General features: G+C 35.3%; 11 protein-coding genes. 2 read left to right on the top strand and 9 right to left on the bottom strand.

What is annotated here, in order from left to right; genetic code table 11:
• Positions 1-55 precede the first annotated feature (55 nt).
• The 4 genes from J2X17_RS08655 to gltB all read right to left on the bottom strand — a co-directional run bounded on the left by J2X17_RS08655 (position 56) and on the right by gltB (position 8,836).
• A complete protein-coding gene (locus tag J2X17_RS08655) occupies positions 56-424 on the bottom strand; it encodes a hypothetical protein (RefSeq protein ID WP_310296578.1) in 369 nt (122 codons plus the stop codon).
• A 374-nt stretch (positions 425-798) separates the two neighbouring features.
• Positions 799-2,022, bottom strand: coding sequence for a diaminopimelate decarboxylase (gene lysA, locus J2X17_RS08650; protein WP_310296576.1), 1,224 nt, complete (start codon positions 2,020-2,022; stop codon positions 799-801).
• Positions 2,023-2,761: 739 nt separating this feature from the next.
• The gene (locus J2X17_RS08645) at positions 2,762-4,216 is read right to left on the bottom strand and encodes a glutamate synthase subunit beta (protein ID WP_310296574.1); all 1,455 of its coding nucleotides are present in this window, start codon (positions 4,214-4,216) and stop codon (positions 2,762-2,764) included.
• A 102-nt stretch (positions 4,217-4,318) separates the two neighbouring features.
• Entirely contained in the window at positions 4,319-8,836 is a 4,518-nt protein-coding gene (gltB, locus tag J2X17_RS08640) for a glutamate synthase large subunit (RefSeq protein WP_310296572.1), read from the bottom strand.
• 414 nt (positions 8,837-9,250) lie between these two features.
• Between gltB and sucC the strand changes: the two genes are divergently transcribed.
• A complete protein-coding gene (sucC, locus tag J2X17_RS08635) occupies positions 9,251-10,444 on the top strand; it encodes an ADP-forming succinate--CoA ligase subunit beta (protein WP_072976052.1) in 1,194 nt (397 codons plus the stop codon).
• A gap of 197 nt (positions 10,445-10,641) precedes the next feature.
• Here the strand turns inward: sucC and J2X17_RS08630 are convergent, their stop codons facing one another.
• From J2X17_RS08630 to J2X17_RS08615, 4 genes are all read right to left on the bottom strand, one after another.
• Complete coding sequence (locus J2X17_RS08630) at positions 10,642-11,100, bottom strand: DUF1456 family protein (RefSeq protein ID WP_310296570.1); 459 nt, start codon at positions 11,098-11,100, stop codon at positions 10,642-10,644.
• Between the two features lie 244 nt (positions 11,101-11,344).
• Positions 11,345-12,376: an aminotransferase class I/II-fold pyridoxal phosphate-dependent enzyme gene (locus J2X17_RS08625; RefSeq protein ID WP_310296569.1), complete on the bottom strand. Its 1,032-nt coding sequence runs from the start codon at positions 12,374-12,376 to the stop codon at positions 11,345-11,347.
• A gap of 7 nt (positions 12,377-12,383) precedes the next feature.
• On the bottom strand, positions 12,384-13,394 hold the full coding sequence (locus tag J2X17_RS08620; RefSeq protein ID WP_310296567.1) for a dipeptide epimerase: 1,011 nt from the start codon (positions 13,392-13,394) through the stop codon (positions 12,384-12,386).
• 25 nt (positions 13,395-13,419) lie between these two features.
• Positions 13,420-14,223: an alpha/beta hydrolase gene (locus tag J2X17_RS08615; RefSeq protein WP_310296566.1), complete on the bottom strand. Its 804-nt coding sequence runs from the start codon at positions 14,221-14,223 to the stop codon at positions 13,420-13,422.
• Positions 14,224-14,279: 56 nt separating this feature from the next.
• Here J2X17_RS08615 and J2X17_RS08610 point away from each other — a divergent pair, with 56 nt between their 5' ends.
• Complete coding sequence (locus J2X17_RS08610; RefSeq protein WP_310296564.1) at positions 14,280-14,681, top strand: excinuclease ABC subunit B; 402 nt, start codon at positions 14,280-14,282, stop codon at positions 14,679-14,681.
• 42 nt (positions 14,682-14,723) lie between these two features.
• Here J2X17_RS08610 and J2X17_RS08605 read toward each other — a convergent pair whose 3' ends face one another.
• Positions 14,724-16,904 (bottom strand): prolyl oligopeptidase family serine peptidase, encoded by a 2,181-nt coding sequence (locus J2X17_RS08605; RefSeq protein ID WP_310296563.1) that lies wholly within the window; start codon positions 16,902-16,904, stop codon positions 14,724-14,726.
• Positions 16,905-16,973 lie beyond the last annotated feature (69 nt).

The raw sequence follows: 16,973 nt of genomic DNA, 5'->3' as shown, positions 1-16,973 counted from the left end.
AGGGACGTAATACGTCTAATTGTAGAGGCGCACAGCAGTGCGTCTAACGCATAGTTTAATTTTTTTGTTTTCTAATTTTTATCTGATAAGCAATTTCCCATAAGATAATTGAAAATATTGCATTAGTCAGGATAGCTGTTTTAATCAGGTAAGGATCATATTTTGTAAGCAGCTGTAAATTGGTAAATTTCAAAGCAAAGAATAGTGCAAAAATTGAAATCAAAATAGAACACGTTATATTAAATAATGGCGTCCATTTTAGAACTAAAAAAGAAAAAACAATATTGATAATAAGAAAACCGCATCCCAGCGTAATGAATCTATGATCTTTTAATTTTTCGCCCAGCGCAAGTAAAGGCGAAGTAGCAAAACTATAAGTAAAAAATAAGAGTGAATAAAGCAGAATTCGAATTTGTGGTTTCATTTTTTAAGATTTCTTTTAATGAATAAACAAAGATAAACATAATGTATAAATTTTTGTGACTTGTGTTCATAAGTGGCATTCTTGCATTCTTATGCTAGCGCGAGCGTCCCGCTCGTGCCCGCAAAGTTTTTAAATTCAGTGTTTTCAGGCTTACGTTCACGAGCGGGACGCTCGCGCTAGCAAGGGGGTTACTTGTGGAGATTCCTCATTCGGTGGGATGACAAACAAAATGGTTGCTTACGGGGCTTCGACTTCGCTCAGCCTGACAAGACTGGGTGAAATAAGAATCTGCAAAATCTGCGCGAAACCAAAAAAAATCCCGCTTCAAAAAATGAAACGGGATTTTTACACTTGATATTCTCTTTTTTTTTATTTTAAACTGTTGCAGCAATTTCTTGTGGCAACGGAATTTGATTTTTAAGCAAATCTTCGAATGTTTCGTGTTGGCGAATTAAGATTCCTTTTCCGTCTTTCCATAAAACTTCAGCTGGTTTGTATCTTGAATTGTAGTTCGAAGACATGGAGAAGCAATATGCTCCTGCATTTCTGAAAGCTAAAATATCACCTTCAGTAATTTCTGAAATTTTGCGATTGTTAGCAAACGTATCAGTTTCACAAATATATCCTACAACAGAGTAAAAACGCTCTTTTCCTTTTGGGTTCGAGATGTTTTCAATGTAGTGTTGTGAACCGTAAAACATCGGACGAATTAAGTGATTGAAACCACTATCAACTCCTGCGAAAACTGTTGAAGTTGTTTGTTTTACTACATTTACTTTTGCTAAGAAGTAACCCGCTTCACTCACCAAAAACTTACCTGGTTCGAAAATCAACGTTAAATCTTTACCATATTCTGCACAGAAAGCGTTGAATCTTTTTGATAATTTTTTACCTAATTCTTCAATATCTGTTTCGATATCGTCTTTTTTGTAAGGTACTTTAAATCCGCTTCCGAAATCTAAAAATTCAAGATTTTTAAAGTGTTTTGCAGTATCAAACAAGATTTCAGCAGCATACAAGAATACTTCGATATCTAAAATATCTGATCCTGTGTGCATGTGAATTCCAACAATACTCATTTTTGTATTTTCGACAATTCGCAGGATATGTGGTATCTGATGTACCGAGATTCCGAATTTACTATCGATATGTCCCACAGAAATATTAGCATTTCCACCCGCCATTACATGCGGATTAATACGAATACATACCGGAATTTGAGGATATTTTGTTCCGAATTGCTCCAGAATAGATAAGTTATCAATATTAATTTGAACACCCATTGCAGCAACTTCTTCGATTTCTTCTAAAGAAACTCCGTTTGGCGTAAAAAAGATTTTTTCAGGTTCATAGCCAGCATGAAGTCCCAATAAAACTTCTTGAATTGATACAGTATCTAACCCAGACCCCATGTTCTTTAATAACTGAAGAATCGCAACGTTAGACAATGCCTTCATGGCATAATTAACTCTCAAGTTCTCTACTTTAGAGAAAGCTTTAGTTAACCTGTTGTACTGTGATTGGATTTTTTCGGCATCATAAACATATAATGGACTTCCAAATTGCTCTGCTAACTGCAGTAAATCTTTTGCTTGCATTTTTTTAAACTATTTTGGGCAAAGTTATTATACTTTTGAGTAACTGCAAATTATTTGTAGAAAAATAACAAATTGTAACAAATTGTTTGTTTTTGAACAAAAAGTGCTTTATTTCGAATTTTTATAAATTCTTTTTAGGTTCTGAGGAGCTAAGATTCTAAGGTACTAAGATTTTGCCACAGATTAAAGGATTAGCGTAGATTTTTTTGCTACGAAGTACACGAATTTTCGCGAATTTTATTTTGAATTTCAGCAAAATGCATAAAACATAGCCCGTGGATTCAACCATGGGAAACGTTTCGGATTAGACGTAATCATATATTGTGTCCCCGCGGTTGAAACCGCTCGCTATGTCTGAAGATTAGATTTTTTAATTTTGAATTTTTCATAAAAGGCTCAAAACATAGCCCGTGGTTTCAACCACGGCAAACGTTGGGAATTGGACGTAATCATCTATTGTGTTCCCGTGGTTGAAACCACGGGCTATGTTTAATTTTAGAAGCGAGCAAAAAAGAAATTTGTGGAAATTAGTGTAATTTGTGGCAAACAAAAGATCACTTTAATCCATATAATCTGTGGCAAAAAAACAAAACCCCTGAATGTAAATTCAAGGGTTTGTTAGTAGTAATGTTGTTTATTGGAATAAAGACTTAATGATTTTAACTTTTAAGTTCTTAAGATTTAGGTTAGAAAGAGAACCTTAGTCCCTCAGTACCTTAGCAACTCAGAACCTTCAAAACTATAAACTCGGTAAATCTCCGTTTCCTTTGGTTGGCAAGTTGGTAGAGCCCATTAAGAACAAATCTACTTCTCTTGCTGCTTCTCGACCTTCTGAAATAGCCCATACAATTAACGATTGTCCTCTTCGCATATCACCAGCGGTGAAAATGTGAGGAACATTCGTTTGATAATTTTTTGCTTTATAGTTGCTTCTCATGTCAACTTCAAGACCTAATTGCTCGCTTAAAGTTTTCTCAGGACCTGTAAATCCTAAAGCCAATAAAGCCAAATCGCAAGGCCAGATTTTTTCTGAACCTTCTCTTTCGATCAATTCAGGACGCTGACCCGGAGTCATTTTCCATTGTACTTCAACTGTTTTTAATCCCACTAATTCTCCTTTTTCGTTCGCCAGGAATTCTTTAGTATTGATTAACCAGTTTCTGTCGCAGCCTTCTTCGTGAGAAGATGACGTTTTCAACTGCAGCGGCCAGAAAGGCCAAGGCGTTGATTCGCTTCTTCCAACTGGAGGTTTTGGTAAAATCTCAAAGTTAGTTACTGATTTTGCTCCGTGTCTGTTGGATGTTCCGATACAATCTGAACCTGTATCTCCACCACCAATTACGATTACGTCTTTTCCAGTTGCCATTACCTGGTCTGGAATTGACTCTCCGTATAAAACTTTCGTTTGCTGTGTTAAGAAATCCATTGCCTGAACAACACCTTTGCTATCGATTCCTTTAGTTGGCAAACTTCTTCTCTCCGTTGCTCCACCGCATAATACGATAGAATCAAAAGAATTTAGTTCTTCAACGCTAAAGTTTACTCCAACATTTACATTAGTTTTGAAAGTGATTCCTTCTGCTTCAAGGATCGCTACACGTCTGTCGATAATTCCTTTTTCTAATTTGAAATTTGGAATTCCGTAACGTAATAAACCTCCAATAGCATTGTCTCTTTCAAAAACCGTTACAGTGTGACCTGCTCTGTTTAATTGTTGAGCCGCCGCCAAACCAGCAGGACCTGAACCAATAACAGCAACAGTTTTTCCTGTTCTCTTTGTTGGTGGCTGTGGTTTGATCCATCCTTCAGCAAAACCTCTTTCGATGATGTTTTTCTCGATGTTTTCGATTGCAACCGGTTCTTTGATGATTCCTAATACACATGATTTCTCACATGGAGCAGGGCATAAGCGACCTGTAAATTCCGGAAAGTTATTGGTAGATTGTAAAATCTCCAATGCACCTTGCCATTCTTCCTGATGTACCATGTCGTTAAAGTCAGGAATTAAATTTCCTAATGGACAAGCACTGTGGCAAAAAGGAATACCACAATCCATACATCTTGAACCTTGTTCTTTTTTCTTATCTTCTGTTAACGGAATAGTAAATTCGTTGTAGTTCGAAACACGTTCTGCAACTGCTACATTACTTTCGTCGGCTCTGTTATATTCTTTAAATCCGCCTATTTTACCCATGACATTTTAATTAAATTCCAACTTCTTTAAATTCCAAATTCCAATTTTTTATTGACATTTGCATTGCCATTGAAATTGATTTTTGATTTTTGAAATTGATTTTTATCCAGCTATTAATTCTTCTATTTTTTTCTCTTCTGCAATTCGTTGTAATGCTTTTTTGTAATCAGTTGGCATTACTTTTACGAAATGTTTCTGCTCATTTTCCCAGTCTGCTAAAATTCTTTTTGCTAATGGACTGTTGGTGTACAAAGAGTGATTTTTGATTAATTTTCTCAATTTGGTCACATCTTCTTCTTCGATAGGATCAAAAGCAACCATTTCCATGTTGCATAATGTTGCATCGAATTGTTGTTTTGGATCATAAACATAAGCTACACCACCGCTCATACCAGCTGCGAAGTTTCTTCCTGTTTTTCCTAAAACAACTACAGTACCACCGGTCATGTACTCGCATCCGTGATCTCCAATTCCTTCAACAACCGCAGTTGCTCCAGAATTTCTCACACAAAAACGCTCTCCGGCCATTCCATTAATATAAGCCTCTCCGGTAATAGCTCCGTAAAGGGCAACGTTTCCAATAATGATGTTTTCTTCAGGTTTGAAGGTTGCAGTAGGAGGGACTTTGATAATCAATTTTCCTCCGGAAAGTCCTTTTCCTAAATAATCATTACAGTTTCCGTGAATTTTAAACGACAATCCGTTTGTTGCAAAAGCACCAAAACTTTGTCCGGCAGAACCTTCAAAATCAACTAAAATAGTGTCTTCAGGTAAACCTTGTGCGCCATATATTTTTGAGATTTCATTACTCAAAATGGCACCTACAGAACGGTCTGTATTTTTAATTTTAAATGTAACTCTTGTTTTTTCTTTTCTATAAATAGAAGGAATCGCTTCTTTGATAATATCAAAATCCAATACATTTTCAAGTTGGTGATCTTGTTCAGTTGTATTGTGAATCGGCTCTGTTTTAGCTTTTTCCGGTTTGTATAGAATTGATGATAAATCTAAACCATTGGCTTTGTAATGTTTGATCGCTTTGTTCACATTTAATTTTTGTGATTGACCCACCATTTCTTTTAAGGTTCTGAAACCTAATTGTGCCATGATCTCTCTTAATTCCTCAGCAATAAAATACATGAAGTTGATTACGTGCTCTGGAGTTCCTTTGAAATTTTTTCTCAATTCAGGATCCTGAGTTGCAATACCAACCGGACATGTATTTAAGTGACAAGCTCTCATCATAATACAGCCAGAAGCCACAAGCGGAGCAGTAGCGAAACCAAATTCTTCAGCTCCTAACAATGCAGCAATAGCTACGTCACGACCTGTTTTCAACTGTCCGTCACACTCTAAAACCACACGGCTTCTTAAATCATTTAAGATCAAAGTTTGTTGTGCTTCAGCTAAACCAAGTTCCCATGGAATTCCAGTATGTTGTAAGGAAGTTAATGGTGCAGCACCAGTTCCTCCGTCATAACCTGAAATAAGGATAACATCAGCTTTTGCTTTGGCAACACCGGCAGCAATTGTTCCAACACCTACTTCAGAAACTAATTTTACGTTTACACGCGCCTCACGATTGGCATTTTTTAAGTCGAAAATCAACTGAGATAAATCCTCAATAGAGTAAATATCGTGGTGAGGCGGAGGCGAAATCAAACCTACATAAGGTGTAGAGTTTCTCGTTTCAGCAATCCAAGGCACCACTTTTTCTCCAGGTAATTGTCCACCTTCTCCAGGTTTTGCACCCTGAGCCATTTTAATCTGAATTTCTTTAGCGTTTGTCAAATAGTTGATCGAAACACCAAAACGTCCCGAAGCAACTTGTTTGATTGCACTGTTTCTTGAATCTCCGTTGATTTCTTTCTGGAAACGTTTTGGGTCTTCTCCACCTTCTCCAGAATTACTTTTTCCGCCAATTCTGTTCATTGCAATCGCTAAATTCTCGTGTGCTTCTCTACTAATAGATCCGTAAGACATCGCACCCGTTTTGAATTTCTTCACAATTTCTGTCCAAGGCTCTACTTCATCAATAGAAATTGGATCTAAGTTGTTGAATTCAAACATACCTCTAATAGTCATTAGGTTTGAGCTTTGCTCGTTTACCATATTAGAGTATTCTTTATAACTTTCAGGACTGTTCAAACGAACTGCCTGTTGTAGTTTAGCAATAGTTGTCGGGTTAAACATGTGTTTTTCACCACCACGTCTCCATCTGTAAATACCTCCAATTTCTAAAGGCAATAAGTTGGCAACTTTTGAATTTGGGAATGCTTTTTGGAAACGTTTTTTAACTTCTTTTTCAACTTCCATCAAACCAATTCCTTCTATTCTTGAAGGTGTATAAGGGAAATATTTAGAAGTAAATGTTTTATTTAAACCTAGAATCTCGAAAATTTGAGCCGCTCTGTACGAATGTAAAGTAGAGATTCCAATTTTGTTCATGATTTTAACGATTCCTTTTGCAATCGCTTTGTTGTAGTTTACAACTGCATAATCAGCTTTTACTCCTGTAATAAATCCTTGTGCAACCTGATCGTGAATGATTTCGTTTACCATGTATGGATTGATCGCACTTGCACCGTATCCGAACAATAAAGCAAAATGATGCGGCTCACGAGGTTCTGCAGATTCGATTATGATTCCGAATTTAGAACGAACCTGTAAAATGTTCAAAGAATGGTGAATGTAAGAACAAGCCAATAACATAGGAATTGGAGCCATTTGTTCGCTCACGCCTCTGTCAGACAAAATGATTACGTTACAGCCTTCAGAAACCGCCTTGTAAGTTGCCTGAACACATTTTTCAAGCGCACGTTCCAAACCGTTAACACCTTTTTCTATTTTATATAAAGTAGAAATAGTAGCCGATTTAAAATCTGCGTGGTCAATGTTTCTGATTTTATCTAAATCCTCGTTAGAGATAACCGGATTTTGAATTTTTAATTTTTTACATTGTTTAGATTCAATTTCGAAAATATTGAAATCTCCACCAACTGCTAAACTGATATCAGTAATGATTTCCTCACGAATACCATCCAAAGGCGGGTTGGTAACCTGAGCAAATAATTGTTTGAAATAGTTGTACAACAATTGAGGCTGGTCTGACAATACTGCCAAAGGCGTATCGTTACCCATAGAACTGATGGCTTCAGCTCCCTGACCTCCCATTGGATTGATGATTGTTTTTAAATCTTCAATAGTGTAACCAAATAAACGTTGTCTGGTTTGGAAATCTAATTTCTCGACCGGAGTCGGATTATTTGTGTATGGAATTTTAGCTAATGGCAGTAAATTCGCATCCAACCATTCTTTATAAGGACGTTTTGTTACGATTGAATTTTTAACCTCTTCATCCTCAATAATACGGCCTTCGTTCATATCAACAAGGAACATTTTTCCTGGCTCAAGACGACCGTGTTTAATTACATCCTCAGGATCGATATCCAATACACCAATTTCTGATGACATGATTACGAAACCGCTTTTTGTCAAAGTGTAACGGGAAGGACGCAAACCGTTTCTGTCTAATAACGCACCAATTACGTTACCATCTGTAAACGGAATAGAAGCAGGACCATCCCAAGGTTCCATGATACAAGCGTTAAATTCGTAAAACGCTCTTTTTTCAGGAGACATCGTCTGGTGTTTTTCCCAAGCTTCAGGAACCACCATCATCATCGCTTCAGGCAATGAACGGCCGGTCATCAATAGAAGCTCAACCACCATATCCATAGAAGCAGAATCTGATTTTCCTTCTAAGATAATTGGGAATAACTTTTTGATATCATCGCCAAAAACTTTGCTTTGCATAAGCTCTTCACGAGCACGCATACGGCTTACGTTTCCACGAAGTGTGTTAATCTCACCATTATGACACATGTATCTAAATGGCTGAGCTAATTCCCATGAAGGGAAAGTATTTGTAGAGAAACGCTGGTGAACTAACGCCAAACGAGTCACTAAATCTGGATCTTTTAAGTCAACATAATAACGGCTGATGTCTTCCGGCATCAATAGACCTTTATATATTATGGTAGTTGTCGATAAACTAGAGAAATAAAACATATGGCTTTCAGAGGTTTTAGAGCCTCTAATAGCGTGTTCGGCAATTTTTCTAGCTGCAAAAAGTTTTGCATTAAATTCATTTTCAGTTAAATCCTGACCGTTTTTGCTAACAAAAACCTGTTTAACTGTTGGTTCTTTTTCTGCGGCAATCTGCCCTAAATTTTCAACTTCAACAGGTACATCTCTCCAACCTAAGACTTTTAAATTTTGGTCTTTAATAGTTGCTTCAAAAGTGTTCATACAAAAAGAAACCTGGTTTTTGCTTTTTGGTAAAAAAACCATTCCTACTGCATACTCACGTGTTTCAGGGATTTCAAAGTCACATACTTTTTTGAAAAAGTTATGTGGGATGTCGAATAAAATTCCAGCTCCGTCTCCAGTTCTTCCATCAGAACTAACGGCACCACGATGTTCCAATTTTATTAAGATGTCCAATGCTTTGTGAATAATATCATTAGATTTAATACCATTCAAATTACAAATAAATCCTGCACCACAATTGTCGTGTTCAAATTCAGGCAAATAAAGCCCTTGTTCTTTAACTTTCATTCTTGATATTTTTTCTACAAAAATAAAGATTTCGTTAAACATAATGTATTGAAATTGTAATATGACTTACATTTTTGTTGTAATATTAGAAAAACGGTTCTTAAATGATAATAATTATATTTAATCCATTGCGAAATGATAAAATGACAATATGTTTTAAATTATATTAAGAAAAATCGGCGGTAAGGTATTGTAATCATTGACATTTTTGTTAAATATCAAACGATATAGTGTTTTTCTGTTAACATTAACAAAGTAATTGTTTAACTATTTATTTGCTTTGAAAAAGAATTAACGACGAATCTGAAAATGACTCATTTTTAATTGAAAAAGATTTTACTATTAAGTTGAATTTTGCTACTTTTGTCGCACTTTTATTCTGAAATAAATTCAGAACCAGACAAATTCTATATTATGAACATACACGAATATCAAGGAAAAGAAATTTTAGCAAGTTACGGAGTACGCATTCAACGCGGAATTGTAGCTAATAATGCGGTTGAAGCTGTAGCTGCTGCAAAACAATTAACTGCCGAAACTGGTACAGGATGGCACGTAATAAAAGCACAAATTCACGCAGGTGGACGTGGAAAAGGTGGTGGAGTTAAGTTGGCTAAAAATCTTCAACAAGTTGAAGAAATTGCAGGACAAATTATCGGAATGCAATTGATTACACCTCAAACTTCTGCTGAAGGTAAAAAAGTAAACAAAGTTTTAGTTGCTGAAGATGTATACTATCCTGGTGAAAGTGAAACTTCTGAATTTTATGTTTCTGTTTTATTGAATAGAGCTACAGGACGTAACATGATTATGTATTCTACTGAAGGTGGAATGGATATCGAAGAAGTTGCTGAGCACACGCCGCACTTAATCTTTACTGAAGAAGTTGATCCAACTGTTGGATTACAAGGTTTTCAGGCAAGAAGAATTGCCTTTAACTTAGGTCTTTCTGGAAATGCTTTCAAAGAAATGGTTAAATTCATCGATTCATTATACAATGCTTACATTGGTTCTGATGCTTCTATGTTTGAAATCAACCCGGTTTTGAAAACATCTGATAACAAAATTATGGCTGTTGATGCTAAAGTAAATATCGATGATAATGCTTTATACAGACAACCAAAATATGCTGAAATGAGAGATATCCGTGAGGAGAATCCAATCGAAGTTGAAGCTAAAGAAGTAGGTTTGAACTATGTAGATCTTGACGGTACTGTAGGATGTATGGTAAACGGAGCTGGTCTTGCAATGGCAACTATGGATTTAATTAAATACGCTGGTTTTGAGCCTGCTAACTTCCTTGACGTAGGTGGAACTGCTGATGCTAAACGTGTTGAAACTGCTTTCCGTATTATCTTAAAAGATCCAAACGTAAAAGCAATTTTGATCAATATTTTTGGTGGAATCGTTCGTTGTGACCGTGTGGCGCAAGGAGTTGTTGACGCTTACAAAAATATGGGTGATGCTATCAATGTGCCAATTATCGTTCGTTTGCAAGGAACAAATGCTGAAATTGCAAAAGAATTAATTGACAACTCTGGTATGCCAATTTTATCAGCTACTCAATTTCAAGAAGCTGCTGACCAAGTTAAAGCTGCATTATCTTAATCAAATAAGAAATCAATTATATAGAAATCCCTCCGAGAAATTGGAGGGATTTTTTTTGCTGGCTATTTAACTGCAAAGTGCGCAAAGTTTTTTGCTTGTAGGATTTTTATATAACCGAAAAGTTCGCAAAGCTTTATCAATAAGCCTTGCGAACTTTGCGTAAATCCTTGCGCCCTTTGCGGTTAAACTAACGTTAGTTATTTTTTATTCTTACCGTTTTTATAAACAACCTTCTCTACAACTTGTATTTTTGGAGATGCTGGTTTTTTCTTGAAAGGTTTTTTAGCAGCAGGACCCGTTTTAGATGGTGCTTTATCGCCTCTTCCTTTTTCAGCATCTTTTGGACTTGCTTTAAATTCAGGTCTTTCCTTTGTACTGTCTTTCTTTGGAATTTCAGCTTTATGTTTCGCTAAAACATCATTCGGATTTTTAGGATTTTCTTTGGTTCCTCTTAAATGAATTACTAATCCATTCAAAAAGTTACGCAAAACCTGATCACCGCATTCCATGTAATTTTCATGATCTTCGGCTCTGAAAAAAGCTCCTAATTCTGATTTTGAAATTCTAAAATCTACCAATTCTAAAATTTCAACTATTTGATCATCACGGAGCATCAAAGCCACGCGCAGTTTTTTTAGGATATCGTTATTCGTCATCGTTTAATTTTTTACAAAGGTACGTTTTAAAAGCAATTAGAGAAGCAGAATTGGTTCAAAGTTTTTTGCCACGAATTCCCGAATTCTCCCGAACTATTTTCTTATGCAGCTTCTGCAAGTATTTTTTTTTGCCACAGATTAAAATATTTTCGCAGATTTTTCAATCCTTTTAATCCTTTAATCTGTGGCTGTTTTTTAAAATAATTAGTGATAATTCGTGAAATTAGTGGCGAACTTTCTATATTTATTTTGAATTATAGTTATTTAAAACATCAATTAATTTATCTAAATCTTCTTTAAGATGATTAGCAGTAACTACAATTCTATTCAGATAATCAGCATCCTGCTTGTATTTAAAACTGGCAATGATGATTTTATTTTCTTTTAAAACTTCAATAACCTTTGCATCTTTAAGATAAATTAAAGGATAGTTTTTACTGAATTTAATTGAATCGTGTTTGATGAGTTTTTTGTCAATATAAAGAAGATTCTCGACCAATTTTTGGTGTTGTTCAGGATATATTTCGGCAGCATCAGCGAGAGTTTGAACAAAAGCGGGATTCATTCCGGCCGCTGAACCAAAGATTTCCGATTTATGGATCTGTTGAATAAAAGCAACATCACTTGCAATGACACCTCCGGTTAAACCAAAAGCTTTTCCTAAAGACGAAACCATAATTTTTCTCTTTATAGGAAGATTGATTTCCGAATAAATTCCACAGCCATTTTTACCTAGAATTCCAAGAGAATGTGATTCATCAACCAGTAATGTAATCTCTTTGTATTTTGGAATTTCTCCTAAAAAATTTAAGTCAGTCGCTTTGGTTTCAAAAGAAATAACTCCATCAGTCAGAATCGTAATTTTCTCTTCTTTTTCGTCCAATAATCTTGGATTTAACTGATTATTGATGAAAACGGGTAAGCTATTATTTACTTGAATTGCCGGATGAATGTCGTTAACATGAAAAAAAGTATCAGTCTGCTTTTTCAACTCGTCGATGACTAATTTTCCTGCCAGCATTCCGGAAGAAACCGTAACTACAGCTTCCGCTTTAATATAATTGGCTAAAAAAGTTTCGCCGTTTTCATAAGCTGTAAGTTTAATATTTGCGTTTCGTGAACTTCCATAAGTGGTTCCCCATTGTAGAATATTTTTTACAACCAATTCCTGAAAAGCTTTATTTGTCGATAACCCTAAATAGGCTGTTCCTCCAAAATACAAATATTGCTCTTGGTCGATTTCGATAATTCGATCTGGAAATTGGTTAATATTCATTGCTTTTTTAGATTAGAGTAACGCCGGTTCCGTTAAGTTCAGAATAAGAGACAACGCCATTTTTTATCGTAACTCCGGTTGCAATATCTTCTGCTAAAAGTAGAGCGCCATCCATATCAACATAATCCAATTGCGGAAGTAAATGCGCGATTGCTGAAATTCCAACAGTAGATTCGGTCATACAGCCAACCATGGTTTTCAATCCCAATTTTTTAGCTTCTTCAATCATACGTTTTCCGGGAGTCAATCCACCACATTTTACCAATTTTACATTTACACCGTGAAAATGATTGTGGCATTTGGCAACATCTTCTTCAATAATACAGCTTTCATCGGCAATTACAGGAAGAACTGAATGTTTGAAGACTTCTTTGTGTGCTTCCCAGTTATCAGCTTTCATAGGCTGTTCAAGAAACTCAACGCCCAATTTTTTTAATTCGATTGCATTATTAATTGTTTCTTCAACCCCCCAGCCGCAATTGGCATCAATTCTAAAAATAGCATCAGTGTGTTTGCGAAGTTCTTTTACGATAGCAATGTCTTCTTTGGTTCCTAATTTGATTTTATAAATCGGCCACGGAAGTTCCTGCATTTTTGAAACCATTTTTTCTATCGAAGCAATTCCAATCGTATAATCAGTTAGCGGATTTCTTTCAGTAGTGTAGTTCCACAATTCGTATAGTTTTTTGCCTTTTTGACGTGCGTACAAATCATTGTAAGCTAAATCTAAAGCGCACAAAGCAAACATATCGTCTTTTAAATACGGATAGATTTTTGCCCAAAAAGCATCTGGGGTTTCATTTCCTGTTGCTTCAATAACAGTTCTGATTTTTTCCAAATCTGCCATCATCATTGGAACTGTTGTTTTGTAATACGGATTTGAAGTAGCTTCTCCGAAACCAGAAAATCCCTCACTTTGCAACTCTACAATTAATGAAGGCTGAAAATCAATAGATTCTCTTGAAATAGTAAAAGTATGTTTTAGCTTTAAGTTATATTCTCTTAAAATTAGTTTCATGATTGTAATATTGTTTTTTTATTTTTTAATAGCCAAGCCAAAGTAAAGCATTTACAAAATTATCCCGCCATAACTTTTCGTTATGTTCGCCACCTTTTACAACTTTCGATTTTGTGAGATGTAAACAAGAGCAGCGTTTTGTGGCTAATAATTTTTCCATTTTATGCATTTCTCCAACCATATCATCACTTTCTTTATCACCACATAAAAAATAGATTTTTGTTTTGTTTTTAGGTGCTTTTTCGGTTAAGGTATAAATGTCTTTTGAAAACCAAAAGGAAGGAGAGAAAACTCCTGCTTTTCCAAAAACTTCAGGATATTTCAGAATCGCATAATAAGAAACCAATCCGCCAAGTGAACTTCCTATTATGGTGGTGTTTTTCGCTTTTGTTTTAGTATTGTAATTTTTATCGATATATGGTTTTAATGTTTTTACAATAAAATCAAGATAATTGTCTGCATTTCCGCCACCATATTTTTCATTTTTGTACGGTGTTAATTCATCGATGCGTTTGTCGTTTCCGTGTTCAATTCCTACGACAATTACAGGTGCTTTTAAACTGTCCAGTTTTTCATCTACATTCCATTCACCAACAAAAGAGGTTTTGGCATCAAATAAATTTTGAGCATCATGCATATAAATGACGTTGTATCTTTTCTTGGCTGAAGCCGAATAGCCTTCTGGGAAGTAAATCCAGATTTTTTTTGCGGTCTTGAGTTGAGGGGCCTCAATCGTAAAAGTTGATACATTTTTTGAAGCCGTACTTTGCTGTGCATTTCCGATAGTGATCATCCACAGAGAAATAAAAAAGAAGAATCCTCGAATCATCAGTTGTGTTGCGTTTTAGATTTAAATATAATATTTTAGCTAAAAATAATAAATTGATGAATACCGAAGCCGAAAAGAGAAGTTTACTTTTAGAAATGATTGCTTTTTCTACCGTTGATGGGCAACTGCATAAAAGAGAGTATGATTTTTTGTGGCTTGTTGCACAGGAATTAAATATTGATCTTAATGATTTTAATGATTTATTTCATCAGGAAAACACAAAGCAAATTATAAAATCAGAATTTCAGCGTATTCAGCAATTTTACAGACTAGCCCTGATTATGCATTGTGATGGAATTTTGCATGAAAAAGAAGCAATAGCGATTCAGCAGATTGCCATCGATATGGGTTTAAATCCCAGTGCGGTAAAACGAGTTTTGGATTTAATGAAGAAAGCACCAAACGCGATGATTGACCCAAAAGTTTTATTGAAGGTTTTTCAGGAACAGCATAATTAAAGAGAAGGACTGTGATATGCAGTCCTTCTCTATTAATGTTTACTATTGTTTTATTTTTTTCGGAGGTTGAAATTTAGGATTCCCGGTATAGGTATAAGCAAAACTGATAACATCGCTTGATTTTTCAATAGCTTTCGTTGCACTGTCTCCCATTCCGTGACCGGATTCAAAATCAGTTAAAAATAATATTGGTTTATCAGAACTATTGGCATTTTGAAGCAATGCCGCAAACTTTGCTGGTTCCCACGCGATAACCCGCGGGTCGTTCATGCCTGCAGTAATTAAAGTTGCAGGATATGCAGTTCCTTTTTTAATATGATGAAAAGAATCCATTTCGAGTAAGGCTTTAAATTCTGTTTCATTTTTTACCGTTCCAAATTCAGGAATATTGCCAGGACCATTAGGTGACGCTTCTGCGCGAAGAGGGTTAAGGCATCCCACTTCCGGAATAGCGGCCGCGAATAAATCTGGTCGTTCTGTAATCGCTCTTCCAATCAAAATACCACCGGCACTTCCTCCGGAAATTGCTATTTTTTTTGAAGTAGTGTATTTTTCATTAATTAAATATTCAGCAGTTGCAATTAAATCTTTCCAGGTATTGGGTTTTGTTTCTTTAAAACCTGCTTTGTGCCAGGCTTCACCTAATTCGCCACCTCCTCTAACATGAGGAACAACAAAGACGCCGCCATAAGTACAATAGGGTAATATGAATCCGGGACTGAAACGTGGATCTAATGAAATACCATAGGCTCCGTATCCCATTATGAGAACTGGATTGTCTCCATTTAGTTTAGTGTTTTTATCATAAATAATTGAAACAGGAACCTTTACACCATCGTGCGATGCAATCATAACCTCTTTTGAAACTATATCTTTAAATTCAGGGTATTCGATAAATTTTGTTAAAGGTTGAAAAGTAAACGTATTGGAAGTTGGAGAATATAGATAACGTTTTGTTGGAGAGGTCCAGCCAGAAAGGGTTACCCAAATATCGCTTTTGTTTTCATTAATCGTTAAAAAAGTGGAAGAACCCGCCGGAAACGGTAAATTTAATTCAACAGGTTCAGTTTTGTTTTTTGCTAAATAAAATACTTTTGCCTGAACTCCATTTTCTCTTACAGAATAATATAACCCGTCTTTAGTAATTGTAAAATCGGTAATGTTTCCATTTTTAGGTTCTTCGACTACCGTTTTTCCGTTTTCCATATTGGGCTGGGAAATAGGAACCTTAACAATCTTAAAATTAGGAGCATTATGATACGTTAAATAATATATAAACTCTTTATCTACATTAAAGTTTGTTACTTCATCTTTTTTCTCTACTAAAGTAGTCCATTTTGTGGGCTTGAAATTTTCTTTCAAATCAGTATCATATAGTTTAATTCGATTGTCAACAGTAACAACCAGAGCAAAATTTTTGTTTGAATTTTTATGATAATAAACCAGGGGAAATTCCTCTTCTCCAATACTAAGTTCGGGATTAGTAGCATTTGACAGGTATTCTATATCTTTGTTTGGATCTTCTCCTAATTTATGATAATACACTTTAGAGTTTAATAATCTATTTGGATCCGTAACATTGGAAGAGTTTAATCTTGCATAAGTAAATGAATTTCCATCCGGCATCCAGGAAGGTGAGCTGAACCAGCATTTGTCGTATACTTCAGGATATCTTTTTCCATCAATATTTATGATGATTAATTCAGCACTTTCAGAACCGCTTGGTGCAATTTCAATTGCAACTTTGTCTCCTTTTTCATTTGGAGTAATACTGCTGATATTGTAATTTACTCCTGCTACCTTATGATACGTTTCCGGATCAAATAACAATTTTTCAATTCCATCGTATCCTATTCTGTAATAGAGCTTTCCATTTTCTTCTTTAGCATTTCGCTTTAAATAGAAATAATAATTGTTTTCGGTTATTTGTAGTTTAGAAATGGTGCTTTCCTTTCTGGCATCAAGCTCCTTTAGCTTTTTAATAAGTTTTTCACGTTCAGGAGTTTCATTTAATTTTTCCTGTGCATAATTAGCATTGGATTTCATCCAGCTTACCACTTGTGGATCATCTAAATTTTCGAGGTATCGATAAGGATCTTCGACTTTTTGCCCGAAATAAACATCTGTAACAATTTTTTCTGGAATGGGTTGTGGCTTAATTTGTCCTGAAACAGAAATTACCGGACCACAAAAGGCAGCAATTAAAATAAATTTAGTGTTCATAATTTTTCTAGTTTAGAAGTAAGACCGAAATACTAGTAGATTATGGATTTGTAAATTTATTAAATTATT

The sequence above is a fragment of the Flavobacterium aquidurense genome (assembly GCF_031458035.1).
Taxonomy (GTDB): domain Bacteria; phylum Bacteroidota; class Bacteroidia; order Flavobacteriales; family Flavobacteriaceae; genus Flavobacterium; species Flavobacterium aquidurense_C.
Note: the sequence above shows the minus strand (reverse complement) of the source record. Positions and strands in the feature narration are given on the sequence as shown.

Coding starts and splice junctions, on each gene's coding strand:
- J2X17_RS08655 (WP_310296578.1), bottom strand. CDS start 424: ATGAAACCACAAATTCGAATTCTGCTTTATTCACTCTTATTTTTTACT.
- lysA (WP_310296576.1), bottom strand. CDS start 2,022: ATGCAAGCAAAAGATTTACTGCAGTTAGCAGAGCAATTTGGAAGTCCA.
- J2X17_RS08645 (WP_310296574.1), bottom strand. CDS start 4,216: ATGGGTAAAATAGGCGGATTTAAAGAATATAACAGAGCCGACGAAAGT.
- gltB (WP_310296572.1), bottom strand. CDS start 8,836: ATGAAAGTTAAAGAACAAGGGCTTTATTTGCCTGAATTTGAACACGAC.
- sucC (WP_072976052.1), top strand. CDS start 9,251: ATGAACATACACGAATATCAAGGAAAAGAAATTTTAGCAAGTTACGGA.
- J2X17_RS08630 (WP_310296570.1), bottom strand. CDS start 11,100: ATGACGAATAACGATATCCTAAAAAAACTGCGCGTGGCTTTGATGCTC.
- J2X17_RS08625 (WP_310296569.1), bottom strand. CDS start 12,376: ATGAATATTAACCAATTTCCAGATCGAATTATCGAAATCGACCAAGAG.
- J2X17_RS08620 (WP_310296567.1), bottom strand. CDS start 13,394: ATGAAACTAATTTTAAGAGAATATAACTTAAAGCTAAAACATACTTTT.
- J2X17_RS08615 (WP_310296566.1), bottom strand. CDS start 14,223: ATGATTCGAGGATTCTTCTTTTTTATTTCTCTGTGGATGATCACTATC.
- J2X17_RS08610 (WP_310296564.1), top strand. CDS start 14,280: ATGAATACCGAAGCCGAAAAGAGAAGTTTACTTTTAGAAATGATTGCT.
- J2X17_RS08605 (WP_310296563.1), bottom strand. CDS start 16,904: ATGAACACTAAATTTATTTTAATTGCTGCCTTTTGTGGTCCGGTAATT.